Source organism: Nocardia sp. NPDC087230 (assembly GCF_044744725.1).
GTDB classification, from domain to species: domain Bacteria; phylum Actinomycetota; class Actinomycetes; order Mycobacteriales; family Mycobacteriaceae; genus Nocardia; species Nocardia canadensis.
In genome coordinates, this window is the sequence record NZ_JBIUYV010000002.1 from 295,128 (window position 1) to 321,012 (window position 25,885).

The following is a 25,885-nucleotide window of genomic DNA, read 5'->3' on the forward strand; positions in this document are numbered from 1 at the left end:
CCGCGAGTGAACGCGGAAACGCCGCGTGGGCCAGAATTGGACTGTGACTACTCCCCGCGATCCCTCCGGTCCCGACCGTGGTCGCCGGGACGGTAACCCCGCGGGCAGGCATCCCGGCTTCGGGCAGTACCCGCCGCGCGCGGGCGGGCCGGGTTACGACGAGCAGCCGCGCAGGCCGACCGCGCCGCGGAAGGTCTTCCCCCGCCCCGACTCGCCCGACCCGCCGACGATCCGGTCGAAGAACCCGTTCCGGCGCGGACGGTCCGAGCCCGATGCCGCCCCGACCACACCCTTACGCGGCGCGCCGACGCCCCGCGAACGCGCCAGGCCGACGCCGCCGGAGAAGGATCTCGGCCCGCCGGGCACCCGCCCGCTCCCCCGCGCCGAGGAGCCCGTCGACGACGAGATCAAGCAGCGGGTTCCGCGCAAGCTGACCGTCACCCGGGTCGCCGCCATGCGCAGCCGCGAACTCACCGAACGCGGATTCGCCACCTTCCAGCGCGCGGCCAAGGCCGACGGCGCCGATCAATCGGGTCTGACCGCGCTCACCTACGCCACGATGGCCAACTTCGCGCTCGACGCCGCGATCGCCGTCTCACTGGCCAACACCCTGTTCTTCGCCAGCGCGACCGCCGAGTCCAAGACCAAGGTGGCGCTGTACCTGCTGATCACCATCGCCCCGTTCGCGGTGATCGCGCCGCTGATCGGCCCGCTGCTGGACCGTTTGCAGCGCGGCCGCAGGCTGGCGCTGGCGACGACGTTCGGGCTGCGCGCGGTCTTCGCCCTGCTGCTGATCTTCGAGATCGACACCTGGGGGCTGTATCCGCTGGCGCTGTGCATGATGGTCGGCTCGAAATCCTTCGCGGTCCTCAAGAGCGCGGTCACGCCGAGGGTGCTCCCACCGGATATCGACCTGGTGCGCACCAACTCCCGGCTGACGGTGTTCGGCCTGGTCGGCGGCACCATCGGCGCCGGCGCGGTGGCCGCGCTCGCCGCGATGATCGCCGGCTCGACCGGCGCGCTGGTCCTGGCGACCGGCATCGCGGTGGCCGGGGCGTATCTGAGCCTGCGGATTCCGTCGTGGGTGGAGGTGACCGAGGGCGAGGTGCCCGCGACGCTGAGCTATCACGGCCCCGACGCGCACACCGAGGTGCTCGAGCCAGGCACGGAGTCCTCGGTGCCCGCCCGGAAACGCCGGCAGCCGCTGGGCCGGGCCGTGGTCACCGGGCTGTGGGGCAACAGTTCCATCCGCGTGCTCACCGGCTTCCTGACCTTCTACATCGCCTTCGTCGCCAAGGGCTCGGGCGGCAGCCCGACCGAGCAGGCGGCCATGCTCGCGGTGGTCGGCGCCGCGGCAGGCATCGGCAACTTCGGCGGCAACGCGACCGGCGCCCGGCTGACCCTCGGCAGGCCGTCGCTGGTGGTGCTCGGCTGCACCGGCGCGTGCGCCGCGGTGGCACTGTTCGCGATGTTCACCGGCAACCTGTTCGGCGCGGCGTTCGCGGCGCTGATCGCCTCGGCGGCGAGCGCGCTGGCGAAGGTGTCGCTGGACGCGGCCATCCAGGACGACCTGCCGCCGGAGTCGATCGCGTCCGGTTTCGGCCGATCGGAGACGGTGCTGCAACTGAGCTGGGTGATCGGCGGCGCGGCCGGTGTGCTGTTGCCGATCGAATTCTGGAAGGGTTTCGCGGTGATCAGCGTGATCCTGGTGATCGGCCTGATCCAGACGTTCGTCAGCTACACCGGACATTCGCTGCTGCCCGGCCTGGGCGGCAATCGTCCGCAGCACGCCGAGCAGGAAGTGCCCAACACCCATCCGTACCGGGCAGACCCCGGTGCGGTTCCGCGAGGGACAGGAGACCCCATCCGGTGAGCAAGCTCAACGTCCGCACGATCGTCGTTCTGGTCGCGGTCGGACTCTTCGCCGTCGCCGCGGTGACCGCGGGTCTGGTGGCCTACGGCGTGTCGAAGGCGCCCGAGCGCGACCCGCAGATCACCGCGTTCGCGCGCGGCACCACCGTCACCGTCGACCCGTTCCTGTACTGCACGGTCACCATGCAGGACTGCCGTTACGGCGAGACCACCGAGCTGACGACGACGGCGGGCCGCCCGGTGCAGCTGTCGCTCCCGGACAAGATCGCCGAGTCGCCGTGGCTGGTCCAGCTGATCTACCAGCGACCTTCCGGCGAGCAGGTCGACCGGGTGCTGAGCTTCGCCGACTTCCCCTCGGGCGCCCGCGCGCTCACCATCGATACCAAGCCCGAACCCGACCTGCGCCTGGCCGGCATCGAGGTCCAGCTCCCGATCCTGGCCCGCGACACCGTGACCGGCCGCGAGACCTACATCCCGCACGCCGCCTGGTCGATCAGCACCCCCGAGGCCTGACACGACTCGGTCCCGGACACCGTGGTGCCCGGGACCGAGGATCGGATCAGTGGTCGAGTTCGCGGGCGACGGCCCGCACGACCTCGGAGATCCGCTGGGACAGCTTGCGATCCGGGTACTTGCCGCGCCGCAGATCCGGCTGCACCTTGGTCTCGAGCAGCGTGATCATGTCCTCGACGAGGCCGTGCAGCTCGTCGGGCGACTTGCGCGGGCCCGCGTCCTTGCGGGCAGGCTGCTGAGACTGGTTGCCGCGCACGGTCGGCGGCGCCTCGAGCAGCTTCAGGCTCAGTGCCTGCGGGCCACGCCGACCCGCGGCCATGCCGAATTCGACGCGCTGGCCGGGCTTGAGACCTTCGACGCCATCGGGCAGCGCGGAGGAACGGACGTAGACGTCCTCGCCCTCGTCTTGGGAAAGGAAGCCGAAGCCCTTTTCGACGTCGTACCACTTCACCCGGCCGGTCGGCACTGCGCTCACCCGTTCATCATTCGATACCCGGACCCTTGTGGCTCGGGTTACATCTGCTTGTCGCGAAAAGAACGCGCCCCACAACAAGGCAGGACGCGATGTGCTCAGAGTCTACCCCGGTTGCTATAACGCGAGCACATCAGTTTTACGGTGCACCGGTGACCAACACACCTCCGCCCGCCGCCACTCCGCCGGAGCGCGACCCCCGCCGGCCCAGCGATCGACTGCTGCGACTGGCCGTCGCGCTGTTCGGCATCGGGATCCTGGCCGTGGTCGCCATCTTCGTGACGCCGATCGTGTCGGACTCGTCTCCGGGGCTGTGGCTGTACCTGCTGGCGATGCTCGCGCCGGTCGGCTTCCTGCTCGGCCTGGTGTTCGCGCTGTGGTCGGGCCGACGCGCGCGTTGACGCGTCAACTGGTTACCCGCGCGAATCGATACCCAGACAGTAGTGTGATCCTCATCACATAACGAGTAGGTCACGAACTGAGCGTGCAACCGTCGCGCACACCAGACACCGCGACTACCTGCGCGGACGCCTCGGGGATCACCCTGAGACCACCCCGAGACCCACCCGTACACGCCGGTTACCAAATAGTGACTTTCCCCGCTGTCCGTCGTACCGTTTCTCTCAGCCGGGGCAACCCCCGGAACCACCGGCCCGCCGCACCGAACCTCACCCCGCGGGTACCGGACCCCGATTGGAATCAGGAGTGAGGGCGGACCGGGAGACCTCTCAGTCCGGGCCACATGCAGGTGCGCACGAGAGGAAGAAACCCGATATGAGTGGACGCCACCGCAAGCCGACTTCCACCGGCCGCACTGTCGCCAAGGTCGCCGTCACCGGCGCGATCATCGGCACCGCCAGTGCAGCTTTCGCCGGAAACGCCAGCGCGGCCCCCGACTCCGACTGGGATCGCCTCGCGCAGTGTGAAGCCGGCGGCAACTGGGGCATCAACACCGGCAACGGCTACCAGGGTGGGCTGCAGTTCTCGCCCTCCACCTGGAACGCGCACGGTGGTGGCGAGTACGCCGCCACGGCCAACCAGGCCACCCGCGAACAGCAGATCGCGGTCGCCGAAAAGGTTCTCGCTTCTCAGGGTTGGGGCGCTTGGCCCTCCTGCTCGTCTCAGCTGGGTCTGAGCAGCGGCCCGACCGAGCGGATCGCGCCCTCCTCGCCGAGCTGGGCCCCGCAGGTGACCGTTCCGCAGGTGCAGGATCCGAGCCAGGAAGTCTTCCAGGCCGTCGATCGCGCCCTCTCCGTCGTGCAGCAGCAGGGTGTCGCCGTGCCCCAGCAGGCGCTCGATTTCTTCAACGCCGCCAAGGGCACTCAGCTCGACCCGGCCGTGATCGACTTCTTCGAGGCGAACAAGGGCCTGCTGCCCTCCTGATCGCCCGCGCAGACAACTAGAGCCCGCATCCCTAGGGATGCGGGCTCTTGTCTTTCCCGTCCTACCTACACCCGGTTGATCACCGTCTGCGGGTGGATGTACGGCAGCTTCGATGCCGGGACGGGAAACTCGGTGTCCTCACCGAAGGGCGAGAGGTTACCGGCGCGGGTCGACGACAGTTCGGTCACGGCGTGTTCGCCGTCGGCCACCTGCGGCCAGCCGTTGTCGACGTAGGGTTTCTTCGATTTGTTCACCACGGGGTCATTCTGGCATACCCACCACGGTGCTCAATCGCGGCTGGCGCCGCAGGTTCTCGGCCTGTTTCCGCGATCTTTCCTCCCTCCGGGCACTCCTTCGTCACAGCCTTCGGTCAGTCCCGAGCGAGGCGGCCGAGAACTGTAGGCTGGATCGGATGATCGCGACGGACTCCCTCGCCGATTGGCTCGGTGCGCGCACCGACTCCCAACTGGTGAAACTGCTGCAGTTGCGGCCCGATCTGGCGGTACCGCTGCCCGCGTCGATGTCGGTGCTCGCGGTGCGTGCCCAGCAGCGGGCCTCGGTGCTGCGCGCCGCCGACGATCTCGACACCCTCGAGTTCGCGATCATCGAAGCGCTCACGGCCAACGAGGACGCCCGCACGATCGGCACCGAGGTCACCCCGCTCACCCGGACCACCCTGCACGCGCAGCTCAAGGACCGGGTCACCAAGACCGCTTTCACCACCGCGCTGACCCGCCTGCTCGACCGCGCGCTGGTCTGGCAGACCGACGACGGCCTGCACCTGGCCCCGAGCGCCGCCGAAGCCCTCCCCTGGCCGCTCGGCGCGACGACGGCGCTGCCCGACGCGCTGACCGAGCCCGAAGTCACCGCCGCGCTCGCCGCGGCGGGCCCGGCCGAGCGGGCGCTGCTCGAGAAACTGGCCACCACCGGGCCGCGTGGCCGCACCAGGGACGCCGCACCCGGCGCTGACCCCGATCGCCCGGTACCGCGGCTGCTGGCGGCCCGGCTGCTGCACCGGATCGACGACGAGACGGTCGAACTGCCGGTGACGGTCGGCCAGGTGCTGCGCGGCGACCCGGTCACCGACCCGCACGCCCTCGCCCCGCCCAAGCCGACGCTGACCAAGCACGCGCCCGCCGAGGTGAACGCGGTCGGCGCGGGCGAAGTCGGTGAGCTGCTGCGCGATTGCGCCGACCTGCTCGACGCGCTGGGCCGCCTGCCCGCCCCCGCGCTGCGCGCCGGTGGTCTCGGCGTGCGCGAGTTGCGCCGCCTCGCCAAGCAGACCGGCATCGACGAGCAGCGCACCGGGCTGCTGCTGGAACTGCTGGCGGCCGCGAAGCTCGTGGAGAAGGGACTGCCGGAGCCGGTGCCGGAAGTCGACTCCACCGACGACTTCTGGGCCCCGACCCCCGCGGCCGACGCCTGGCTGGACGCACCGCCGGCGACCCGCTGGGTGCTGCTCGCGCAGGCCTGGCTGGACCTGGACCGGATGCCGTGGATGATCGGCCTGCGCGACGCCGCCGACAAGCCGATCGCCGCGCTCTCGGCGGAGCTGCGCATCCCGCACGCGGTGCGCGACCGGCACGCCGTCCTCGGCCTGCTCGCCGAGTACCCCAGCGGCACCGCGCTGACCGCCACCGATATCGGCAAGCTGCTGGCCTGGCGGATGCCGCGCAGGCGCAGGCACTTCCGGCTCGACGCGGTGACCGCGACGCTGGCCGAGGCCGCCACCCTCGGCCTGCTCGGCCGCGGCGCGCTCGATTCCGCCGCCAGGGCCCTGCTGCACGGCGCGGACACCAGCGTCGCCGACGCCGAGGCGGAGATGGCCGCGGCGCTGCCGGAGCCGGTCGATCACGTCCTCGTCCAAGCCGACCTGACGGTGATCGCGCCCGGTCCCCTGGTGCCCGAGTTACGCGGCCGGATCGCGCTCGTCGCGGATGTGGAGTCGGCGGGCGCGGCCACGGTCTACCGGGTCGGTGACGCCTCGGTGCGCCGCGCGCTCGACGCGGGGATGACCGCCGCCGAACTGCACGCGCTGTTCGCCAACCACTCACGCACGCCGGTCCCCCAGTCGCTGACCTACCTCATCGACGACGTCGCCCGCCGCCACGGCCAGCTGCGGGCGGGCATGGCGCAGTCGTTCCTGCGCAGCGACGATCCCGCGCTGCTCGCCCAGGTCCTGGCCGCGCCGGTGGCCGACACGCTGGCCCTGCGCGCGATCGCGCCGACCGTCGCCATCGCCCTGGCTCCGCTGGGTGAACTGCTCGAACAGCTGCGCGCGGCCGGTTTCGCCCCGGCCGGTGAGGATTCCGCGGGCGCGATCGTCGACCTGCGCCCGCGCGGCGCCCGCATCGCGGTCCGCCCGCTGGCCCGCAAGCCCTACCGCCCGAACCCGCCGAGCGACGAACAGCTCGCCCTGCTGGTCACCGAACTCCGCGCGGGCGAACGCGCCGCGGGCGCCCGCACGGGACAGTCGGTGCGCGCCGACGGCACCCGCACCGGCACCGCGGCGACCCTGGCCCTGCTCCAGCTGGCCGCCAGGGTCGGCCGCCCGGTGAACATCGGTTACGTCGACGCCCAGGGCGTCGCCAGCCAGCGCGTGGTCGAGCCCCTCCGCGTCGGCAACGGCCAACTGGACGCCGTCGACCCCGTCACCGGCGCGACCCGCCACTTCACTTTGCACCGAATAGCCTCGGTCGCCCTCCTCGACTGACACCGCAGGAAACGGCCGCCCCGATCACACACGCCCCGACCCCGAGGAGGGGCAGGCCGACGCAGTCGGCCGTCGCGCGCGCCAGCGCTCCAATATCAGGGCTTGGCCATGCAGAAGGTGGCCTTGGGGTCGGAGACCGTGCGGAACTGGGTGGCGTCGGCACCGCACTGGAGCTCGTCGGCCACGCCGTCGATGCGCTTGACGACCTTGAACGTGGCCTCTGGGGCGGTGCAGGCCACGGTTTCGGCGGGGCGCTTGCCCGCGTCGGCGTAGCAGTTGCCCTGGGCGAAGTTGGGGGCCAGGCAGAGACCGGTCTTGGTGTCGCCCACCGTGCCGTTGAAGGTGGCATCGGCGACATCGCAGGTCAGCGGGGCCGTGCCGACCTGCACGATCCGGTAGTTCGACGTCGTCGCCGAGCAGTCACCGAGCTTGCCGACCATCGCGTCGGCCGCGTTGTCGGTGACCTCGACGCACGAGCCCGTGGCGAGCGAGCTGCCCGCCGAATCGCTGTCCGACGAACAGGCGGCGACCGCCCCGACCAGTGCGACCGTCGCCACGGGGGCGAGCACGACCCGCGCCAGCAGTCGCTTTCCTGGGAACAACACTGAAAACCTCACTCACCGAACGGTTCAGGCGAACATGCCCGCCGGTGACGATACCCAAGCCCGCCGCGCCCGCGCTCGGCCCCGTCGAACCCTGGCTACCATCACAAAGATGACCCTCGACGATGTCGCAGGCGAGCTGTACGGCCTCGACCCCGGCGACTTCGTGCCGACCCGCACCGAACGGGCCGCCCAGGCCCGTGCCGACGGCGACCGCGAGCTGGCCAAGGCCATCACCGCGCTGCGCAAACCGACGGTCGCGGCGTGGACGGTCAACCTGCTGGCCCGGCACGCGCCGCAGGAGATCACCGCCCTGCTCGACCTCGGCGACGCCCTGCGCTCGGCCCAGCGCCAGCTCTCCGGCGACAAACTGCGCGCCCTCGGCGCCCAGCGCCAGCAGGTGGTCAACGCCATGACCAAGCGGGCGGGCGAACTGGCCGCCGAGCACGACCGCCCGGCCGGCGAGCAGGTGCTGCGCGAGGTCGGCCAGACCCTGACCGCCGCGCTGGCCGATCCCGGCGTCGCCGACCAGGTCCGCGCCGGCGTGCTGCCCGCCACCGTCACCTACGACGGCTTCGGCCCGGCCGGGCTGGTCGCGATCACCGGCGGCAAGGCCGCCGCACCGGCCACACGCGCGACCCGGCGCACCGGGAAGTCGCCGGCGGAGGCCGAGGCCGCCCGCCGCGCCGAGGCGCGGCAGGAACTCGACGACGCCGAGGCCGCGCTGGCCACGGCTCGCTCCGCGCGCGACGAGGCCGAAGCCGCCGCCGCGCGGGCGAAAGCCGCGCTCGACGAGATCGAGGCCCGCATCGACGAACTGCGCGCCGAACTCGAGCACGCCGAGCAGCAGCGCCATTTCGCCCGGACCGCCGACCATCGGGCCAGGGGCGAACTCACTTCGGCGCGCAGCCAATTCGAGCGCATGCAGCGGCTGACCGATCGCGCGCGAGCCCGCCTGGACGAGGACTGACTACCGGCCCAGCGTGCCCGGGTACAGGAACGACTCGCGCGGCGGCGTGGTCGTGTCCAGCCATTCGGCCAGGAACTCACCGAGCGGCAGCGAGGTCCGGCTCTGCAGGAACTCCCGGAACTCCGGCATCGAGGCGTTGCCGTCGCGGTGCGCATTCACGAAATCGCGGATGGCGGTGAAGAACACGTCCTCGCCGAGCAGTTTGCGCAGCGCGTGCAGGAACAGCGGGCCGCGATAGTAGACCGAGGTGAACTCGTTGCCCGCGCCCGGACTCGCGAGCGCGACCTCCCAGAACTCCGGATCATCACGGTATTTCGCGATCTTCTCGCGGTACTTGGTGTCGACGTCGGCGTGGTCGATCCGCTCCGGCCACAGGTAGTCGGCGGTGTAGCTGGCGAAGCACTCGTTCAGACAGATGTCGGACCACTGCCGCACCGACATCGTGTCGCCCCACCACTGGTGCGCCAGTTCGTGCACGACGGTGTTCAGGTCGGTCCACGGCGCGTAGGTGGGCCGGGTCTGGGTTTCCAGCGAGAACGGGATCACGGCGTCGACGTAGATGCCACCGGCGACGTCGAACGGGTAGGGCCCGTAGAGGTTTTCGAGGAAGGCGAGGATCTCCGGCAGGCGCTGCTCGTCGTCGCGATTGCCCTCCGATTCCGGCGCGAAGGCGCTGAGCACCGGCGTGCCGTCGGCGGTGCGCTGTTCGAGGAAGGTGAAGTGGTCGACGGCGATCGTGGTCAGGTAGCCGATGACGGGTTGCCGCGTCTCCCAGGTGGTGTGCAGGCGGCCGTCGACGACCTCGTGCCGGGTGCGCTCGCCGGTCGACATCACCTCCCACTCGGCGGGCACCGTGGCGTGCAGTGTGAAGGTCGCCTTGTCCAACGGGGTGTCGTTGAGCGGGTACCAGGTGCCGGCGCTGTGCGGCTGGCCGACGGCGAACGCGCCGCCGCTGGGCGCGTAGGTCCAGCCCTCGCCCTCGGTGTCGGCGACCGGGCCCGCGTAGTCGACGACGACGCGCATGGGCAGGCCGGGCGGCAGCGGCAGCAGCGGCGTGACGACCAGTTCCTGGTCGCCGTCGTGGGTGAAGCCCGCGGGCTGCCCGTTGATCGTCACCATCAGCACCTCGGGGCCGCGGTAGTCCAGATCGAACTGGGCCAGCGGCTGAGTCGCGCGGGCGTCGACGGTCGCGGTGCCGCGCAGGACATAGGTGGCCGGGTCGTAGTCGACCGCCACGTCGTAGTGAGCGACGTCGTAGCCGCCGTTGCCGTCGAGCGGGTAGTAGGGATCACCGAGTCCCGGCGCGCCGATCAGGCCGGGATCGGCGTCGACCGGGCGCACACCCAGCGCCAGCAGGGCGAGCACCGCGCACACTCCGGCCGACCATCGCATCCTCGACTGACACCTTTCGCCTGCTCCGGCTCGGATCCCGCGGACACCCTCCATCGTCGCAGGCACGCCGCGCAGGTCCTAATACGCGCGGTCGGTGCGAGCCCGCGCTCAGCCCAGGTCGCCGGGTAGCTGCTGCGGGTCGAGCAGCAGCCGTTTGGTCGCGGTCCGCTTCACCCGCGCGGCCAGTGCCAGATTCTCGGCGAGCAACCGCCATTCCCGTTCGGTGATGGCGTCGCGGGCCCGCTCGATCACCAGGCGATCACGCGTTCCCCAGGCGATCGGCATGGCCGTGACCAGCTGCCATCGTTCGCCGACCTGGCGCGGCGCGCGATCGGTGCGCACCGCCACGGCGGGCACGCGCTCCCCCGGTTCGGGCAGGTGTCCGGGCAGCGCGCGCACCTTGCGCGTGATCAGCGCCCAGCTGCGCGTCGGCGCGGCGGGCTCGGCGATGTCGACGAGGGCGAGCAGCACGATGCCGGAGTCCTCGGCCTCGGTGACCACGGCCGGCACCAATGCGCCGTCCTGGTAGAGCTTTTCGATACTGGAGCGGTGCGGGGTCCACAGCGCGACCCACAGCGCGATCGCCGCGACCAGCACGCACACGACGGCGAGCAGAAACCCCCAGGCCTGCCCGCTCCACAGCAGGGCGGCCGTGGCCGCGACGGCGAGCCCGGCGACCAGCAGGGCGACCACCCGCAACCTGCGTAACCCGGTGAACGTCTCGTTGACCGCATGAGCGTGCTCACGGTCGACCACGAATTCGAAGCGGCGCACGGTTCCTTCCTAGCACAAGTTGCGGAGGAGTTGCCTCCACTTATCTGCCGAGGACTTCACCGCACGGTACCGCGTTCCGACCGGGCGATCGTCGCTACGCGCCGTCGCCGATGGGCGGTCCGAGCAGATCGTCGGCGTCGGTGATGCGGTAGGCGTAGCCCTGCTCGGCGAGGAAGCGCTGCCGATGGGCCGCGTACTCCGCGTCGAGAGTGTCGCGGGCGACCACCGAATAGAAATGCGCCTGTCCCCCATCCTGTTTCGGCCGCAGCAGCCGGCCGAGGCGCTGCGCCTCCTCCTGCCGCGAGCCGAACGTGCCCGAAACCTGCACCGCCACCGAGGCTTCCGGCAGATCGATGGAGAAGTTCGCGACCTTGCTGACCACCAGCACCGGCACCTCGCCGGACCGGAACGCGTCGAAGAGCGCCTCGCGCTCCTTGTTCTTGGTGGCGCCGGTGATGACCGGCGCGTTCAGGTCAACGCCCAGCTCCTCGAGCTGGTCCAGGTACGCGCCGATCACCAGCGTCGGCGCGTCCTTGTGCTTGGCCAGGATGGACTCCACCACCGGGATCTTGGTGCGCGCGGTGGAGCACAGCTTGTAGCGCTCTTCCGGCTCGGCGGTGGCGTAGGCCATCCGTTCGGCGTCGGTGAGCGTCACCCGCACCTCGACGCAGTCGGCGGGGGCGATCCAGCCCTGCGCCTCGATGTCCTTCCACGGCGCGTCGTAGCGCTTGGGGCCGATCAGCGAGAAGACGTCGCCCTCGCGGCCGTCCTCACGCACCAGCGTGGCCGTCAGGCCGAGCCTGCGCCGCGATTGCAGGTCGGCGGTCATCCGGAACACCGGCGCGGGCAGCAGGTGCACCTCGTCGTAGATCACCAGGCCCCAGTCCCGGCTGTCGAACAGCTCCAGGTGCTTGTACTCGCCCTTGGTCTTGCGGGTGATCACCTGGTACGTCGCGATGGTGACCGGGCGGATCTCCTTGCGCTCGCCGGAGTACTCGCCGATCTCGTCCTCGGTGAGCGTGGTGCGCGCCAGTAGCTCACGCCGCCACTGCCTGCCCGCGACGGTATTGGTGACCAGGATCAACGTGGTCGCCTTCGCCTTGGCCATGGCTGCCGCGCCGACCATCGTCTTGCCCGCGCCACACGGCAGCACGACCACGCCGGAGCCGCCCGCCCAGAACGAATCGGCGGCCATCTCCTGATAGTCGCGCAGGTGCCACTTGCCCGCGGTGTAGTCCAGGCCGATGTCGTGCGCCTCGCCGTCGACGTAACCGGCCAGATCCTCGGCGGGCCAGCCGATCTTGAGCAGCATCTGCTTGATGTGACCGCGCTCGGAGGGGTGCACGATCACCGTGTCGTCGTCGATCCTGGCCCCGAGCATGGGCGCGATCTTCTTGTGCCGCAGCACTTCCTCGAGCACCGCGCGGTCCAGGCTCACCAGGCACAGCCCGTGCGCCGGATGCTTGACCAGCTGCAGCCTGCCGTAGCGGCCCATCGTGTCGACGATGTCGACCAGCAGCGGCTGCGGCACCGCGTAGCGCGAGAAGTTCACCAGCGCGTCGACGACCTGCTCGGCGTCGTGACCGGCCGCGCGGGCGTTCCACAACGCCAGCGGCGTGATCCGGTAGGTGTGCACGTGTTCGGGCGCGCGCTCGAGCTCCGCGAACGGCGCGATGGCCTGCCGCGCGTTGCCTGCCAGCTCGTGGTCGACCTCGAGCAGCAGGGTCTTGTCGCTCTGCACGATCAGCGGACCGTCGGTCACTGTGCTCCTCGGCGGCCGGGGCCGCGGGTTCGGGGCCTCGTGACCCCTCGGTTCAACGCTCGAGACTCGCGCCTGCGGCGCCTGCGCTTCGAGCGTTGAACCGAGGGGCGGCCCCGAACGGGCTCGTCGAGCTCGCCCTGTGCGGGGTGCGTTCGGCCTGGATGTTTGACGTTGGCGCCGCCGCGGGCGGATCGCTTCGGCGGCCTTTGTCGATTGTACGGACCCGAGCCGACACGACCTGGGGCGAAGCGGTGGGTGAGCGGTCCAGCAGGTGTCGACTGGACCGCGACAAGGCCCGGCTGACCAGGTCAGACTCAGGGCGTGCTTCAGACTACGGCGGTACTCGGGGTTGGTGCGGCGGCGCTCGGCATGGTCCTCACGCCGGGGCCGAACATGATGTATCTCGTATCACGGACGGTGGCGCAGGGCCGGCGCGCCGGGTTGATCTCGCTGGCCGGTGTCGCGGCGGGGTTCGGGGTGTATCTGCTGGCCGCGGCGGCCGGGATCACGGCGGTGTTCGCGGTGGTTCCGGGGCTCTACCTGGGGCTCAAGCTCGCCGGGGCCTGCTATCTGCTGTGGCTGGCCTGGCAGGCGGTGCGGCCGGGTGGGGTGTCGGTCTTCGCGCCGGTCGACCTGCCCGTCGACCCGGCCCGGCGACTGTTCACCATGGGATTGGTCACCAATCTGCTCAATCCCAAGATCGCGATCATGTACATGGCGCTGATCCCGCAGTTCGTCGATCCCGAGCGCGGGGCGCTGTGGTTGCAGAGCCTGTCGCTCGGTGCGATCCAGATCACCGTCGCGCTCACCGTCAACACGCTGATCGTGCTCGGCGCGGCCGGGCTGGCCGGGTTCCTCACCGCCCGCCCGCTCTGGCTGCGCACCCAGCGGTACCTCATGGGCACCGCGCTCGGCGGCATCGCGATCATGCTCGCCACCGACCGCGCCCGCCCGACCCCGGCCTGACCCCCGCACGACCCGACGCGCTGTCGGAGCTCGCCGGCGCGACCACGGGCACGCGACACGTGTGGCCGGGTCGCCCTCGCCGCACCCCGCCGTGTCACGCTGCTGTGTGGCGCAGGCGAGAAGGAGCGAGTGGTGAGTGTTGGGGTGCTGGTGGCGATGGTCGCGGCCGGGCCGTCGGCGACGGAGCTGGATTCGGCGCTGACCGCCGTGCATCACAGCGGCGAGCTGATGGGCGTCGTCTCGTTCGCGGCATCGGGCGCGCTGGTGGCCGTGCGCAAGCGGCTCGACCTGTTCGGCATGGCGATCCTGGCCACCGCCACCGCGCTGGGCGGCGGCATCGTGCGCGACCTGCTCATCGGGCGCACGCCGCCGGGCGCGTTCACCGACCTGACCTACCTGTCGGCGTCGCTGCTGACGGCGCTGGTCCTGTACTTCATCGCGCCCTCGCGCCGGCTCACCAAGGGGCCGCTCGAGATCGCCGACGCGATCGGACTCGGCCTGTTCTGCGTCACCGGCACGGTCATCGCGTACTCGGCCGGGGTGGGCGCGCCCACCGCCGCGCTGCTCGGCATGACGACGGCCATCGGCGGCGGTGTCCTGCGCGACGTGCTCAGCGGCGAGGTGCCCAGCGTGCTGCGCCCCGACCAGGACCTCTACGCGATCCCGGCCCTGTTCGGCGCGGCCGCCACGGCCACCCTGCTGCACTTCGACCTGTACCGGTCGTGGACCGGGCTGCTCGCCGCCGTCGGCGCCATCGGCTTCCGCCTGCTGGCCCGCCACTACCAGTGGCACGCGCCGCTGGCCCGGCACGCTCGCGACTGAGTGCGCCCTCAGCGCACCGCCATGCCCGCGCGCAGGCGGCGCACGCCTTCGTCGATGGTCTCGTCGCGCTTGCTGAAGGTGAAGCGCACCAGGTGTTTCCAGTCGTCGGCGTGGTCGGCGAACACACTCACCGGCACCGCGGCGACGCCGAGCCGGGCCGGCAGTTCCCGGCAGAACGCCATCCCGTCCTCGGCGCCGAGCGGGCGTATGTCCGCACACACGAAATACCCGCCGGAACTGGCCGCGACGCCGAACCCGGTGTCACGCAACGCGGCCGAGAGCCGAAGCCGCTTGTCGGACAGGCTGTCGCGCAGGGCGTGCACCCAGTCGATCTCGGCGTTGATCGCGTGCGCGACCGCGGGCTGGAACGGTCCACCGCCGACGAAGGTGAGGAACTGCTTGGCCGCGAGCACACCGTCGAGCAGCGGCGCCGGCGCGCACACCCAGCCGATCTTCCAGCCGGTGACATTGAACGTCTTCGCCGCACTCGACACCACGATCGTGCGCTCGCGCATGCCCGGCAGCGTGGAGATGCTGATGTGTTCGACGCCGTCGTAGACCAGGTGCTCGTACACCTCGTCGGCCAGCACCAGCAGATCGTGCTCGCGCGCCAGCTCCGCGATGGCGGTGAGGGCGGCGCGGTCGAGCACCGCGCCGGTGGGGTTGTGCGGTGAATTGATCACCAGCATGCGGGTTTTCGGGGTGATCGCGGCGCGCAGGCTGTCCAGGTCGAGGACGAAACGATCACCGTCGGCGACCAGGCGCGCGGTGCGCCGCTGCGCACCGGCCAGCGCGACCGAGGCGGCGTAGGAGTCGTAGTACGGCTCGATCAGCGCCACCTCCTGCCCCGGTTCGACCAGACCGAGCACGGCGGCGCTGATCGCCTCGGTGGCGCCGACGGTCACCAGTACCTCGGTGGCCGGGTCGTAGGCGGTGCCGTAGCGGCGGGCGCGGTCGTCGGCGATCGCCTGGCGCAGCACCGGCATGCCGCGGCCCGGCGGGTACTGGTTGAGCCCGTCGGCGATGGCGGCCCTGGCGACCTCGAGCATGCCCGCGGGTCCGTCGGTATCCGGAAATCCCTGCCCCAAATTCACCGCGTCATGGCGGAGGGCCAGTTCGGTCATCTCGGCGAAGATGGTCGATCCGAACGGGCGCAAACGGGAGACAGTGGGCGGCGCAGACGACATCTCCGCAGCGTATCCCACTTTTCGGCACCGTTGCCGACCGATAGCGAACACGCATGTTTCACAAACGTTTTGCGGGGTTGACCTGCACTATTGTGCGATCACCCAGGCTGAGCTAGCCTCGCCGTGTTCTACCTCACACACCACAGCGTGGTGGCATATCGAAAGGGGCTCCTTATGGCCTCACCCTTGCTCGATTTCATTGTCGACCCGGCTGCGTCGGAGGTTGCCGGTTCGGCTCTGCGGTTCATCCACGATCACCTGATGGGCAGCCCCATCGTCGACTACTTCACCGGCTCGGCGACCCCGGACAACAACATGGGTTCCTCGACCGGGGACATGAACCTCGGTTCGTCCACCGGCGACCATCAGTGGGGGTCGACCTACCCGTAGACACTCGGCGCGTCGGACCGGATCGCGCGGGTCCGGTCCGACGCGGGGTCAACGCGACCGCGCGCCCGACAGCTTCGCCACATTGGCGAAATCGTAGGCAGCCCAGACTTTTCCCTCGCGCACCGCGAAGCCGAGCACCCGCACGGGGCGACCGAACGGCGAGTTCGGATCGGTGAACACGAGGCCCGATTGCCCGTTCACCGTGGCGAAGCCCAGCTCCAGACCCGGTTCCTCCTGCTGCTTGCGCCACAGGCCGAGCGCGAGGCGCGCGATCTTCTCCGCTCCCGCAACGACATTGAGCGCCGTCCTGGTGGTGCCGCCGGCATCGGCGACGAAGGTCGCGGCCGGATGCAGGGTGGCGGCTACCGCCTCGACGTCGCCGGTGGCCAGTGCCGCCAGGAAGCGTCGCACCGCCGCGTCGTGCACCTCGTCGGCGACCGGTTGCGGCGCCTTCGCCGCCGCCTTACGGGCGCGCACCGCCAATTGCCGTGCGGCGTCGGCCGATACCCCGAGGATGTCGGCGATCTCGTCGAACGGCACGTCCAGGCTGTCGTGCAAGACCAGCGCGACCCGCTGCTGCGGAGTCAGCGCGTCGAGTACCACCAGCGCCGCCAGCCGGCTGTCCTGATGCCGGACCACCACGTCCAGCGGATCCGGGGTGCTGCTCGCCGTGGTGACGATCGGCTCGGGCAGCCACTGCCCCACATAGGTTTCCCGGCGCACCGCCGCGCTGCGCAGGTGATCCAGGCAGATCCGGCTGACCACGGTCGTGAGCCAGGCCCGCAGGTCCTCGATCTCGGACTGGTGCACACCGGCCATCCGCAGCCAGCTCTCCTGCACGGCGTCCTCGGCGTCGCCGACGCTGCCGGTGAGCCGATAGGCCACCGAAAGCAGATGCGCTCGATGCGATTCGAACAGGTCGGCGAGAAGCGGGGAAACCATCGCCGCAGATCCTACGGACGGCGAAAACCAGCTGAGAAACCGGGCGCCGACCTGTCACGATGACACGATGTACGAGCACACGCTCACCGACGGCACCCTCTGGCTCACCCGCCCCACCGGTGCCGACATCGACCGCATCGTCGAGTGCTGCCAGGACCCCGAGGTAGGCCACTGGACGACGATCCCCGTTCCCTATGCCCGCTCCGACGCCGAGGAATTCCTCGACACGGTCGTCGCCCCCGGCTGGGCGAGCAACACGCCGGTCTGGGCGCTGCGCACCGCCCCGGACGGCTCCGTCGAAGGCATGCTCGGCCTGCACGCCCGGGGCCCCGGCGTCTGCGAGATCGGCTTCTGGCTCACCGCGGACCACCGCGGCAAGGGCCTGATGACCCGCGCCATCACCCTGGCCTGCGACTTCGCCTTCGCCCCCGACGGCCTCGCCCTCGACCGCGTCACCTGGCGCGCCATGGTCGGCAACCATCCCTCGGCCGCCGCCGTCCGCCGGGTCGGGTTCCATTACGAGGGCCTGGCCCGGCAGGGCGGGATGCAGCGCGGCACTCGCGTCGACGAATGGCACGCGGCGCGCCTCGCCACCGACCCCGGCGTCTTCGCCGAAGGCTGGCCTGCCGAGATCGCGCCGCGCTGAGCCGCCGGTCCGGGCCGACCCCACGGTGACCAGAATCGATTGCCGAGGCGGCGTGTCAACATGGAGGCATGGGCACTCCGAGGAGTTCCGATGTCTGACGACGCGCGGTTCGAGTGGTTCGCCGACCTCATGGGTGTGCGGGCGGACGACCGTGTGCTCGAGTTCGGGCCGGGGACCGGCGCTTCGCTGCCGCGGATCGCGGACCGCTTGCGGAGCGGGCGGATCGTCGGTCTCGATCGGTCGGCCACCGCGATCGGCCGGGCCCAGGAACGCTGCGCCGCCGAGATCGCGGACGGCCGGGTTCGGCTGGTCGAGGGGGCGATCGGCCCGGCGTCGACGAGCACGGTGCTGGCCCAGCTCGACGGGGGCCGGCGTTTCGACCTCGTGTTCGCGGTGAACGTCAACCTCTTCTGGACCGGCCCCGCGACGGCGGCCTGGTCGATGATCCGAGAGTGCCTGTCCCCCACCGGGCGACTGTGGCTCTGCTACGGCTACGGCAGCCCTACCGATCCGCCTACCAGCCCGAAACCTACCCCCGACCAACTCACCACGCGCTTCGCCGCAGCCGGATTCCGCTGCGAAATCACCACTTCCGGCGACCTCCTGGCCGCACGGGCGGTATCGAGGTAGAGCGTCCACCGCGCCTCCGCGCCACCCCCATGGCGTCACCGCGTCACCGCGTCTCCCTGTCACCGCGTCACCACCTCACCGCGTCACCGCCCCACGGCGTCACCGCCCCACGGCGTCACCGCCCCACGGCGTCACCGCGTGACCGCGTGACCGCCTTACCTGCGGGCGCGTGCGCAGACCGGGCCACGACGCGATCCGCCCCGGCCGAAGCACTCTCGCCGTCAGGAGTGACCGATTCGGAACGCTGTCGGATGGTCCCGGGCCGGGCTCGATCTCTCACCTTTGAGCGGACGCTGGGCGTGCCTATCGCCTGTGCCCCGTGCGAACGTCCGGTCGTCGGGATCAGCGGTTGGCGTTGCGGGCGGTGCCTCGGTGGGCTGTGACGGTGGTGGGGTCCTCGGGCCAGGCGTGTTTGGGGTAGCGGCCGCGGAGGTCGGCACGGACCTGCGGCCAGCCGTTCTGCCAGAAGGACGGGAGGTCGGCGGTGACGGCGACGGGACGCTGGGCGGGCGACAGCAGGTGCAGCACGATCGTGACACGGCCGCCGGCGAGGGTGGGCGGCTCGGTCCAGCCGAAGATCTCCTGGACCTTCACCGCCAGCACCGGCGGGTCGGCGCTGTAGTCGAGGCGGATGCGGCTGCCCGACGGCACCTCCAGGCGTTCCGGGGCGAGCTCGTCGAGGCGGGCGGCCGCCGGCCAGGGCAGCAGTCGGCGCAGCGCGGTGCCGGCGTCGATACGAGCCAGGTCGGAGCGACGGCGGGCCGTGCCGAGCTCGGGGCCGAGCCACGCATCGAGGTCGGCGAGCAGGGTGTCGTCGTCGACGGCGGGCCAGGGTGCGCCGAGGGTGCGGTGCAGGAAGTCGAGGCGCTGGCGCAGACCACGGGCGTCCTCGTCCCAGCGCAGCAGGTCGAGCCCCTCCGAACGCAACCCCTCGCGCACCGCTTCTGCCAGCAATCGCGAATCCGGTTCGCGCAGGGCCTTTTCCGACAGGACGATCGCCCCGAGCCGTTCCACCCGCCGGGCGACGACATCACCGGACTCCCAGCGCACTTCGTCGGCCCGCGTCACCAACCCCGGCGCGGCCGCCCGCGCGAGATCCTCATCGGCGATGGCCGCCAACCGAATCCGCCCCTCGGCCCGCCCCGGATCCCGATCGGCCACCGCGACCGCGAGCCACTCCGCCGCCGCGAGCCCGGACCCCGGCGGCAAGGTCACCGCCGTCCCACCCGCCATCAGATACGACGCCCCGTTCGCCCGCCGCCGAGCCAACCGCTCCGGATGCGCCAACGCGATGAGGAGCGCCGCCGGATCCGCCGACGCCGAACTCACGACACCACCCCGGTCATCGCCCGCAACCTTCGCTCCGCCACGCCGCCCAGCAGCCGACCCGGCGTTCGGACCACCGCGGGCGGCTCCAGCGCCCTGGTCACCAGCTGTCGCCGCGCCCGCGCTCGCATCGATCAGCCGGATCAGGCGTTGGACCTCTCGCGTCCAGCGGGGCGGTCGTTCGGCGCGCAGAGCGCGCAGGGCAGCTGCCGCGTCGACCCCGGAGGCGAGGGCATCGTCATCCATCAGAACCACCATCTCGGCGGCCGCGCGAGCACCGACGTCGGCGGCCCCGTCGAGGAGGGCGCGGGCGAGGCGGGGGTGCAGGCCGAGGGCCGCCATGGCGCGGCCACGTTCGGTGACGTGGTCCGCGTCGTCGAGGGCACCCAGGGCATGCAGGACCGCACGGCCGGCGGCGAGACCACCTTCGGGCGGGGCGTCCCACCAGGTGAGGCCGGTGCCGTCGGGAGTTCCCCAGCATGCCAATTCCAGTGCGAGGCGGGTGAGTTCGGCGGTGCGGATCTCCGGCTCGGGATAGGCGGGCAGCGTCTGATGCTCGTACTCGGGCCAGCAGCGCCACGCATGACCAGGCGCCTCACGCCCGGCCCGCCCCGCGCGCTGCTCGGCGACGGCGGCCGAAACCCGCACGGTCGCAAGGCCGGACAACCCACGACGGTGATCGATGCGAGGCACCCGCGACAGACCCGAGTCGACGACCGCGCGAACCCCGGGCACGGTGAGACTGGATTCGGCTACCGCCGTGGACAATACGACGCGCCGCCTGGCCCCCGGCCGCAACGCGACATCCTGCACCGAGCTCCCCAATCGCCCGTGCAGCGGCACCACGTCGACACCGTCGAGATCCCGCAACAACCCCGCGGTCCGAGTGATCTCACCGACGCCGGGCAAGAACACCAGCACATCCCCCTCGGTCTCGGCCAGCGCCCGCCGAGTCGCCCGCGCGACCTGCGCCTCCACCCGCTCCCGAGCCAGCGCCGGAACATAGTCCACCGCAACCGGATACGCCCGCCCCCGAACTTCGACCACCGGTGCCGCGCCCATCGCGTCAGCGCTCACCCGCGCCCCCGAGCCACCGCCGGACACATCAGCCGAGCCCACGCCGGGCCGAACCTCCGCGCCCATCGAGCCCACGGCAGGCCGAACCTCCGCGCCCACTGAGCGCACGCCGGGCCGAACCTGCGGGCCCACGCGAGACTCGGCCGGGTCCGCCGCACCGCCATCAGCCACGACCGCCGACGACACCGCGCCGCCCCCGACCATCGGGCCAGCCTCGAGCGCAGTGCCCGCACCACCCGCCGATGGCGGCGCCGAGCCCGGCGGCGCCTCCCCCGAGCCGAGCAGCACCGCGAGGCGACCGGCAGCGACCGTCGCCGAGGTAGCGAGGACCCGCAGGTCGGGCCGGAGTCCGGAGCGGGCGTCGAGCAGCAGGGCCAACAGCAGGTCGGCGTCCAGGTGCCGCTCGTGGCATTCGTCGAGCACGACGGTGCCGACGCCATCCAACTCGGGATCACTCTGCAACCGCCGCACCAGCAGCCCCGAGGTCACCACCTCGATCCGCGTCCGCGACCCGACCTTCCGATCCCCGCGCACGGAATACCCGACGCTGTCCCCCACCCGCTCCCCGAGCAAGGCCGCCATCCGAGCCGCCGCCGCCCGCGCCGCCAGCCGCCGTGGCTCGGCCACGACAACCTTCCCCGCGGTCCCCGCCGCCAACGCCAACGGCACCAGGGTCGTCTTCCCGGTCCCCGGCGGCGCGACCAGCACCGCCACCCCCCGCTCGACCAGCGTCTCGACGATCTCCCTCAGCGCGGGCCGCACCGGCAGATCAGGTAGTTCAGGCAGCTTCATCGCCTACCAGTGTGCCGACCCAGAACAAACCTCCAGCACGCACCCGGCCGGCTCGCGAACTCGTCCCGGCGGCCGCCACAGCGATCAGCGCAGCGTTTCCTCGATCGTGTTCGCGGTCAGAATCTGCCCAGCCCATCGATTCAGATCCTCGGGGTCGGCAGCACGGACGGTGTCGACAACAGAAGCAGGCACAACACCGAATTTGAGCTGGAGCTGATTCAGCAGCGTCTTGACCACGCCCCGAACTTCTCCTCGAGCCTCGCCTTCGGCACGCCCACGCAACTCCCCCTCGGCACGAAGCCGATCAGCAGCAGTCACGAGCGCCTCCTTCGCTTCCGGTCCGAGCCCATCGAACAGCGGCGTCAACGCCTTCTCTTCGGTCTCACCGACCAGCATAATGTCGCGAACTAGCATATTCAGGACCCGAAAGGCGTCCACGCCATCGGCTACCTCGGCCAGGTCGGCGGTCCATTCGGCGAGCGCCCGACCCAGATCGGAATTGTTCGGGGCGGACTTCATCACATTCAGCATCAGCCGCACTTCCGGTGCGAGCGGGCGCTCGGCCAGTTCTGCCGAATCCACCGCCGTGATGTCGTCGAGCATGAACCGGAATCGCGGCAGGTAGTCACCGAGCACGTCGGCCACGCCCGCCGGTATCTCGAAAAGGTCGACGAACTGTGTCGAGTGACTCCAGCGGGCCCCCTGTGAGCCGATGTGCACAACCAGCGGAATGACGACGGGCAACCGTCTCGGTCGCGGCTTGGCCTTGCGCAGATGACGCGCCCAGATCTGTGTCAGGTACTCGATCATCCGGAACGGCATCAATTCGTCGCTGCTGCTCTGATGCTCCATCGCCACGTAGATGAGGGCGGCACCGTCGCGACTGTCGACCTCGAACAGTAAGTCACCGAACCGGACCGGCATCTCTTCGGTGACGTAGTCGGCGGGCCCTTTGCGCAGCGTCGACCAATTCAGCCAGGCGGACAGGCGTTCGGGTAGCACCGACCGCAATTCGGAAGCCGCGTAGGTCGGCTCGCCCGTGATGCCACGAAACAAGCTGTCGTGTGGGTTGCCTCAGCGCCCGGTCACCGGCACACCCTACGCTCGCCGGGGATGGGCCTTCCTCGAGGTTCGGCGAGCGGTTACCCTGCGGGAGATGAGCATCGAATTCGTGCTGACCACGCTCGTCATCGTCGCTACGCCGGGGACCGGGGTGCTGTTCACGCTGGCTGCCGGGTTGGCTCGGGGGGTGCGGGCCAGCGTTGTCGCGGCGTTCGGGTGCACGCTCGGCATCGTGCCGCACATGATCGCCGCGATCACCGGGCTGGCGGCCGTGTTGAACACCAGTGCGGTCGCGTTTCAGACGTTGAAGTATCTCGGCGTCGCCTATCTGCTGTACATGGCGTGGAGCACCTTCCGGGACAAGGGAGCGCTGGGGGTTCCCGACGCGGAGGCGGGGCCCGCGCCGTCGGCGCGGAAGGTGATCGGGTCGGCGATTCTGCTCAATGTGCTGAACCCGAAGCTGACGATCTTCTTCTTCGCGTTCCTGCCGCAGTTCGTGCCCACCGGCGCCCCGAATGCCCTGGCGCGCATGCTCGAACTGAGCGGGCTGTTCATGCTGGCGACCTTCGTGGTCTTCGCCGTCTACGGGGCGGCCGCGGCGGCGGTGCGCTCGCACATTCTGGCGCGACCGGTCGTGGTGACGTGGATGCGACGGGTGTTCGGCGCCTCGTTCGTCGCGCTGGCCGGTCGCCTCGCGGTGCAGAACCAGTAGCGGAAAGCACTGTGGCCCCGGATTTCTCCGGGGCCACAGGACGAGAAAGGCTCAGCCGCGCCGGGATTCGACGGCGGCGGCGAGGCGGTCGAGCTGGGCCGCGGTGACGTCCCAGTCGATGCACGCGTCGGTGATGGACTGGCCGTAGGTGAGCTCGTCGGCCTTGCCGAGGGTCAGGTCCTGGCGGCCCGCGACGAGGAACGACTCCAGCATGACGCCGACCACGCCCTGCTCGCCGGCGGCGAGCCGCTCGGCGATGTCGGTGACGACGTCGACCTGGCGGTTATGGTCCTTGTTGCTGTTGCCGTGGCTGGCGTCGACGACCACGCGCTGGGCCAGCGAGGACTTCTCCAGCCGCAGCTTGGCCTCGGCGACGGAGGCGGCGTCGTAGTTGGTGCCGTTGCTGCCACCGCGCAGGATGACGTGGCAGTCCGGGTTGCCGGTGGTGCGGATCAGCGCGGAGCGGCCGTCGAGGTCGGTGCCGGGGAAGACGTGGCTGGCCGCGGCGGCGCGCACGCCGTCGACGGCGACCTGCACGTCACCGTCGGTGCCGTTCTTGATGCCGACCGGCATGGACAGCGCCGAGGACAGCTGGCGGTGCACCTGGCTGGCCGCGGTGCGGGCGCCGATCGCGCCGTAGGAGACCAGGTCCGCGATGTACTGCGGGGTGATCGGGTCGAGGAACTCACACGCGACCGGCAGACCGAGCGCGGTGATGTCGACGAGCACCTTGCGGCCGATGCCGAGGCCGGTGTTGACGTCGAACGAACCGTCCAGGTGCGGATCGTTGATCAGCCCCTTCCAGCCCAGCGTGGTGCGCGGCTTCTCGAAGTACACCCGCATCACCACGTGCAGCCGGTCGCTCAGCTCGGCGGCCTTGGCGGCCAGCTTGCGGGCGTAGTCCAGCGCGGCGGCCGGGTCGTGCACCGAGCACGGGCCGACGATCACCATGAGGCGGTCGTCGTCGCCGTTGAGCACGTCGACGGTGGCCTTGCGGCCGGCGCGCACGGTGTCGGCGAGCTGGTCGGTGATGGGATGGACGGTGCGGACCTCGGCGGGCGAGCGCAGGGGGCTCACGCTGAGGGTGCGCTGATCATCGAGATCGGAATGCCGCGAGTCGACATCGGCTGCGGTGGTCATGTGTGGGTTTCCTATTCTTCGAGGCCGACCCACGGACTTTCGCGAACCCGTCGAGCCGGTCAGTGTCCGGCTCGGGGTGGAAGAGGTCAGCGCGCAGGGTCGCAGACCGGCCCACCCAGGGCCGGCTCGCTAAACCAGAAATATGCGCGCTGCATGCCGTGGACTGTACCACCGGTGAAACGTCGTCGGCCGGGGCATGGTTGCCCGGAGTGCGGACCATCACACCGCCGCGCCCGCGGGTCCGCAGACCGAAACCCTTGACCTCTACCTTGCTCGAGCTTTTAGCGTCGGTAGCCGAGGAAAGGAAAACGACTGTGACAACACTGGTTACGGGCGCGACCGGCAATACCGGCCGCCAGGTGGTCCGCGAACTCGTCGGTCGCGGAGAGAAGGTCAAGGCACTCACCCGCGATGCCGCCGCCGCGCGCACGCTGCTCGGCGCGGAGGTGGAACTGGTCACCGGCACGCACACCGTGCCGTCGACCCTCGACGACGCCTGGCACGGCGTCGACCGGCTGCACGTGACGGCGACGGCCGGACTGGCCGAGGTCGGACCGGAGCTGATCGGCCGGGCGGTCGACGCGGGTTTGCGCCGCATCACCGTGGTCTGGGGCGGCGGCGTCGGGCCGGTCGAGCGGGCCGTCGCCGAGTCCGGCGTGGAATGGACGCGGCTGGAGCCGCAGGAGTTCATGTCGAACGCGCTCACCTGGCAGGAGACGATCCTGGCCGACGGCGTGGTCCGCGAGCCCTACGACCACCCGAGCGCGGTGGTCCACGAGGCCGATATCGGCGCGGTCGCGGCGGCGGCACTGCTGGAGGACGGCCATCACGGCCGCGCCTACAACCTGACCGGACCCGCGCCGCTCACGACCCGCGAGCGGATCGCGATCCTGGCCGCGGCGGCGGGCAGGCCGATCGAGTTCGCCGAGATCACCCACCAGCAGGCCGTCGACCGGCTGCTGGCCACCGGCGTCTCGCGGGCCGACGCCGAGTACGTGATCGGCTGGTACGCCGAGTCGAGCCCGGAGTCGTACACGGTCGATCCGACGGTGGAACAGGTGCTCGGCCGCCCGGCGCGCACGTTCGCGCAGTGGGCGGCCGAACACGGGCACCGGTTCACGCGGCCCCGCTGACCGCGACGTCGTCACCGGCGGGGCCGCGCGGGCACCGGCTCGCTCAGCCCCACTGACCGGGGACGTAGTCGCCCGCGGGGGTGCGGGCGATGGCGTTCATCCGGTTCCAGGCGTTGATCATCGCGATGGCGGCGATCAGCGCGGCGGTCTGGTCGTCGTCGAAGTGCTTGCGCACCTGCTCCCAGGTGTCGTCGGAGACGTGGCCGCCGTCGGCGACGCGGGTCGCCTCCTCGGTCAGCGCGAGCGCGGCCCGCTCGGCCTCGGTGAAGACGGTGGCCTCGTGCCAGGCGGCGACCAGGTTCAGCCGCGTCGCGGACTCGCCCGCGTGCACGGCGTCCTTGAAGTGCATGTCCGTGCAGTAGCTACAGCCGTTGATCTGCGAGGCGCGCAGCTTCACCAGCTCGTAGGTCACCTTGTCCAGCGTCGAATCGTCGATCACCTTGCTCGCCATGGTCAGGCGCTTGGCGAAGCCGGCGGCGACGGGGTTACCGAAGAGGTTGAAGCGCGGTTCCATGATGGCTCCTTCGTCGTTCTGTGGGGTTCTACAGAGAGGACGAGGGAGCCACCCGGGATGTGACATCACCGAAGGTGATGCCGGTCACCGCAT

General features: G+C 70.8%; 24 protein-coding genes and 1 pseudogene. 13 read left to right on the forward strand and 12 right to left on the reverse strand.

Annotated elements, in window-relative coordinates; all coding sequences use genetic code 11:
• Positions 1-43: 43 nt before the first annotated feature.
• Both ACIO52_RS07545 and ACIO52_RS07550 read left to right on the forward strand, forming a co-directional pair.
• Positions 44-1,873, forward strand: a complete 1,830-nt coding sequence (locus ACIO52_RS07545) for an MFS transporter (protein ID WP_308248384.1) — start codon at positions 44-46, stop codon at positions 1,871-1,873.
• Positions 1,870-2,385 (forward strand): DUF2771 domain-containing protein, encoded by a 516-nt coding sequence (locus ACIO52_RS07550; protein ID WP_218716890.1) that lies wholly within the window; start codon positions 1,870-1,872, stop codon positions 2,383-2,385. The genes ACIO52_RS07545 and ACIO52_RS07550 overlap by 4 nt, the downstream gene beginning before the upstream one ends.
• Positions 2,386-2,431: 46 nt before the next feature.
• Here ACIO52_RS07550 and ACIO52_RS07555 read toward each other — a convergent pair whose 3' ends face one another.
• Positions 2,432-2,851, reverse strand: coding sequence for a cold-shock protein (locus ACIO52_RS07555; protein ID WP_218716916.1), 420 nt, complete (start codon positions 2,849-2,851; stop codon positions 2,432-2,434).
• A 158-nt stretch (positions 2,852-3,009) separates the two neighbouring features.
• Here ACIO52_RS07555 and ACIO52_RS07560 point away from each other — a divergent pair, with 158 nt between their 5' ends.
• Positions 3,010-3,258 carry a hypothetical protein gene (locus tag ACIO52_RS07560; RefSeq protein WP_218716889.1) on the forward strand — a complete coding sequence of 83 codons (249 nt, stop codon included), beginning with the start codon at positions 3,010-3,012 and terminating at the stop codon, positions 3,256-3,258.
• A gap of 373 nt (positions 3,259-3,631) precedes the next feature.
• Positions 3,632-4,240: a resuscitation-promoting factor Rpf1 domain-containing protein gene (locus ACIO52_RS07565; protein WP_218716888.1), complete on the forward strand. Its 609-nt coding sequence runs from the start codon at positions 3,632-3,634 to the stop codon at positions 4,238-4,240.
• A gap of 65 nt (positions 4,241-4,305) precedes the next feature.
• Here ACIO52_RS07565 and ACIO52_RS07570 read toward each other — a convergent pair whose 3' ends face one another.
• A complete protein-coding gene (locus ACIO52_RS07570) occupies positions 4,306-4,497 on the reverse strand; it encodes a hypothetical protein (RefSeq protein WP_218716887.1) in 192 nt (63 codons plus the stop codon).
• A 155-nt stretch (positions 4,498-4,652) separates the two neighbouring features.
• Here ACIO52_RS07570 and ACIO52_RS07575 point away from each other — a divergent pair, with 155 nt between their 5' ends.
• Positions 4,653-6,953 carry a helicase-associated domain-containing protein gene (locus tag ACIO52_RS07575; RefSeq protein WP_316573470.1) on the forward strand — a complete coding sequence of 767 codons (2,301 nt, stop codon included), beginning with the start codon at positions 4,653-4,655 and terminating at the stop codon, positions 6,951-6,953.
• 95 nt (positions 6,954-7,048) lie between these two features.
• Here the strand turns inward: ACIO52_RS07575 and ACIO52_RS07580 are convergent, their stop codons facing one another.
• Positions 7,049-7,558 (reverse strand): hypothetical protein, encoded by a 510-nt coding sequence (locus ACIO52_RS07580; RefSeq protein ID WP_218716885.1) that lies wholly within the window; start codon positions 7,556-7,558, stop codon positions 7,049-7,051.
• Between the two features lie 109 nt (positions 7,559-7,667).
• Here ACIO52_RS07580 and ACIO52_RS07585 point away from each other — a divergent pair, with 109 nt between their 5' ends.
• Positions 7,668-8,525, forward strand: a complete 858-nt coding sequence (locus ACIO52_RS07585; RefSeq protein ID WP_316573469.1) for a hypothetical protein — start codon at positions 7,668-7,670, stop codon at positions 8,523-8,525.
• On the opposite strand, the gene ACIO52_RS07590 is transcribed toward ACIO52_RS07585, so the two are convergent.
• The 3 genes from ACIO52_RS07590 to ACIO52_RS07600 form a co-directional block, all read right to left on the reverse strand.
• Positions 8,526-9,917, reverse strand: a complete 1,392-nt coding sequence (locus ACIO52_RS07590) for a M1 family metallopeptidase (protein WP_218717500.1) — start codon at positions 9,915-9,917, stop codon at positions 8,526-8,528. It abuts the gene before it with no gap.
• A gap of 108 nt (positions 9,918-10,025) precedes the next feature.
• Positions 10,026-10,691, reverse strand: a complete 666-nt coding sequence (locus tag ACIO52_RS07595; protein ID WP_218717501.1) for a DUF3239 domain-containing protein — start codon at positions 10,689-10,691, stop codon at positions 10,026-10,028.
• Between the two features lie 94 nt (positions 10,692-10,785).
• Positions 10,786-12,453, reverse strand: coding sequence for a DNA repair helicase XPB (locus ACIO52_RS07600; protein WP_342801066.1), 1,668 nt, complete (start codon positions 12,451-12,453; stop codon positions 10,786-10,788).
• A gap of 369 nt (positions 12,454-12,822) precedes the next feature.
• Here ACIO52_RS07600 and ACIO52_RS07605 point away from each other — a divergent pair, with 369 nt between their 5' ends.
• Together ACIO52_RS07605 and ACIO52_RS07610 are read left to right on the forward strand one after the other, a co-directional pair.
• Positions 12,823-13,419: a LysE family translocator gene (locus tag ACIO52_RS07605; protein WP_402643535.1), complete on the forward strand. Its 597-nt coding sequence runs from the start codon at positions 12,823-12,825 to the stop codon at positions 13,417-13,419.
• 156 nt (positions 13,420-13,575) lie between these two features.
• The gene (locus ACIO52_RS07610) at positions 13,576-14,241 is read left to right on the forward strand and encodes a trimeric intracellular cation channel family protein (RefSeq protein ID WP_255587448.1); all 666 of its coding nucleotides are present in this window, start codon (positions 13,576-13,578) and stop codon (positions 14,239-14,241) included.
• Between the two features lie 8 nt (positions 14,242-14,249).
• Here ACIO52_RS07610 and ACIO52_RS07615 read toward each other — a convergent pair whose 3' ends face one another.
• Entirely contained in the window at positions 14,250-15,428 is a 1,179-nt protein-coding gene (locus tag ACIO52_RS07615) for a pyridoxal phosphate-dependent aminotransferase (protein ID WP_402642489.1), read from the reverse strand.
• Between the two features lie 261 nt (positions 15,429-15,689).
• On the opposite strand from ACIO52_RS07615, the gene ACIO52_RS07620 reads away from it, so the two are divergent.
• A complete protein-coding gene (locus ACIO52_RS07620; RefSeq protein WP_316573465.1) occupies positions 15,690-15,818 on the forward strand; it encodes a hypothetical protein in 129 nt (42 codons plus the stop codon).
• 48 nt (positions 15,819-15,866) lie between these two features.
• Here the strand turns inward: ACIO52_RS07620 and sigJ are convergent, their stop codons facing one another.
• Entirely contained in the window at positions 15,867-16,760 is an 894-nt protein-coding gene (gene sigJ, locus ACIO52_RS07625; protein ID WP_218717506.1) for an RNA polymerase sigma factor SigJ, read from the reverse strand.
• 67 nt (positions 16,761-16,827) lie between these two features.
• Between sigJ and ACIO52_RS07630 the strand changes: the two genes are divergently transcribed.
• Positions 16,828-17,406 carry a GNAT family N-acetyltransferase gene (locus tag ACIO52_RS07630; RefSeq protein ID WP_218717507.1) on the forward strand — a complete coding sequence of 193 codons (579 nt, stop codon included), beginning with the start codon at positions 16,828-16,830 and terminating at the stop codon, positions 17,404-17,406.
• Positions 17,407-17,496: 90 nt separating this feature from the next.
• Positions 17,497-18,036 (forward strand): class I SAM-dependent methyltransferase, encoded by a 540-nt coding sequence (locus tag ACIO52_RS07635; RefSeq protein ID WP_402642494.1) that lies wholly within the window; start codon positions 17,497-17,499, stop codon positions 18,034-18,036.
• 342 nt (positions 18,037-18,378) lie between these two features.
• Here the strand turns inward: ACIO52_RS07635 and hrpB are convergent, their stop codons facing one another.
• Together hrpB and ACIO52_RS07645 are read right to left on the reverse strand one after the other, a co-directional pair.
• Positions 18,379-21,231 (reverse strand): ATP-dependent helicase HrpB, encoded by a 2,853-nt coding sequence (gene hrpB, locus ACIO52_RS07640; RefSeq protein WP_402642497.1) that lies wholly within the window; start codon positions 21,229-21,231, stop codon positions 18,379-18,381.
• Positions 21,232-21,315: 84 nt separating this feature from the next.
• Positions 21,316-22,290, reverse strand: a pseudogene (locus tag ACIO52_RS07645) (Rpn family recombination-promoting nuclease/putative transposase); the annotation flags it as partial.
• A gap of 97 nt (positions 22,291-22,387) precedes the next feature.
• On the opposite strand from ACIO52_RS07645, the gene ACIO52_RS07650 reads away from it, so the two are divergent.
• On the forward strand, positions 22,388-23,005 hold the full coding sequence (locus tag ACIO52_RS07650) for a LysE family translocator (RefSeq protein ID WP_218717510.1): 618 nt from the start codon (positions 22,388-22,390) through the stop codon (positions 23,003-23,005).
• A gap of 51 nt (positions 23,006-23,056) precedes the next feature.
• Here the strand turns inward: ACIO52_RS07650 and ACIO52_RS07655 are convergent, their stop codons facing one another.
• Complete coding sequence (locus ACIO52_RS07655) at positions 23,057-24,145, reverse strand: 3-deoxy-7-phosphoheptulonate synthase (protein WP_316573460.1); 1,089 nt, start codon at positions 24,143-24,145, stop codon at positions 23,057-23,059.
• 314 nt (positions 24,146-24,459) lie between these two features.
• On the opposite strand from ACIO52_RS07655, the gene ACIO52_RS07660 reads away from it, so the two are divergent.
• Positions 24,460-25,278, forward strand: a complete 819-nt coding sequence (locus ACIO52_RS07660; RefSeq protein WP_402642501.1) for an NAD(P)H-binding protein — start codon at positions 24,460-24,462, stop codon at positions 25,276-25,278.
• A 43-nt stretch (positions 25,279-25,321) separates the two neighbouring features.
• Here the strand turns inward: ACIO52_RS07660 and ACIO52_RS07665 are convergent, their stop codons facing one another.
• Positions 25,322-25,792 (reverse strand): carboxymuconolactone decarboxylase family protein, encoded by a 471-nt coding sequence (locus ACIO52_RS07665; protein ID WP_316573458.1) that lies wholly within the window; start codon positions 25,790-25,792, stop codon positions 25,322-25,324.
• Positions 25,793-25,885: the final 93 nt, after the last annotated feature.

What these genes read in the sequence shown, in the direction of transcription:
- ACIO52_RS07565 (WP_218716888.1), top strand. Translation starts at nt 3,632, where the DNA reads ATGAGTGGACGCCACCGCAAGCCGACTTCCACCGGCCGCACTGTCGCC.
- ACIO52_RS07575 (WP_316573470.1), top strand. Translation starts at nt 4,653, where the DNA reads ATGATCGCGACGGACTCCCTCGCCGATTGGCTCGGTGCGCGCACCGAC.
- ACIO52_RS07585 (WP_316573469.1), top strand. Translation starts at nt 7,668, where the DNA reads ATGACCCTCGACGATGTCGCAGGCGAGCTGTACGGCCTCGACCCCGGC.
- ACIO52_RS07590 (WP_218717500.1), bottom strand. Translation starts at nt 9,917, where the DNA reads ATGCGATGGTCGGCCGGAGTGTGCGCGGTGCTCGCCCTGCTGGCGCTG.
- ACIO52_RS07605 (WP_402643535.1), top strand. Translation starts at nt 12,823, where the DNA reads ATGGTCCTCACGCCGGGGCCGAACATGATGTATCTCGTATCACGGACG.
- ACIO52_RS07610 (WP_255587448.1), top strand. Translation starts at nt 13,576, where the DNA reads ATGGTCGCGGCCGGGCCGTCGGCGACGGAGCTGGATTCGGCGCTGACC.
- ACIO52_RS07615 (WP_402642489.1), bottom strand. Translation starts at nt 15,428, where the DNA reads ATGTCGTCTGCGCCGCCCACTGTCTCCCGTTTGCGCCCGTTCGGATCG.
- ACIO52_RS07620 (WP_316573465.1), top strand. Translation starts at nt 15,690, where the DNA reads ATGGGCAGCCCCATCGTCGACTACTTCACCGGCTCGGCGACCCCGGAC.
- sigJ (WP_218717506.1), bottom strand. Translation starts at nt 16,760, where the DNA reads ATGGTTTCCCCGCTTCTCGCCGACCTGTTCGAATCGCATCGAGCGCAT.
- ACIO52_RS07630 (WP_218717507.1), top strand. Translation starts at nt 16,828, where the DNA reads ATGTACGAGCACACGCTCACCGACGGCACCCTCTGGCTCACCCGCCCC.
- ACIO52_RS07635 (WP_402642494.1), top strand. Translation starts at nt 17,497, where the DNA reads ATGTCTGACGACGCGCGGTTCGAGTGGTTCGCCGACCTCATGGGTGTG.
- hrpB (WP_402642497.1), bottom strand. Translation starts at nt 21,231, where the DNA reads ATGAAGCTGCCTGAACTACCTGATCTGCCGGTGCGGCCCGCGCTGAGG.
- ACIO52_RS07650 (WP_218717510.1), top strand. Translation starts at nt 22,388, where the DNA reads ATGAGCATCGAATTCGTGCTGACCACGCTCGTCATCGTCGCTACGCCG.
- ACIO52_RS07655 (WP_316573460.1), bottom strand. Translation starts at nt 24,145, where the DNA reads ATGACCACCGCAGCCGATGTCGACTCGCGGCATTCCGATCTCGATGAT.
- ACIO52_RS07665 (WP_316573458.1), bottom strand. Translation starts at nt 25,792, where the DNA reads ATGGAACCGCGCTTCAACCTCTTCGGTAACCCCGTCGCCGCCGGCTTC.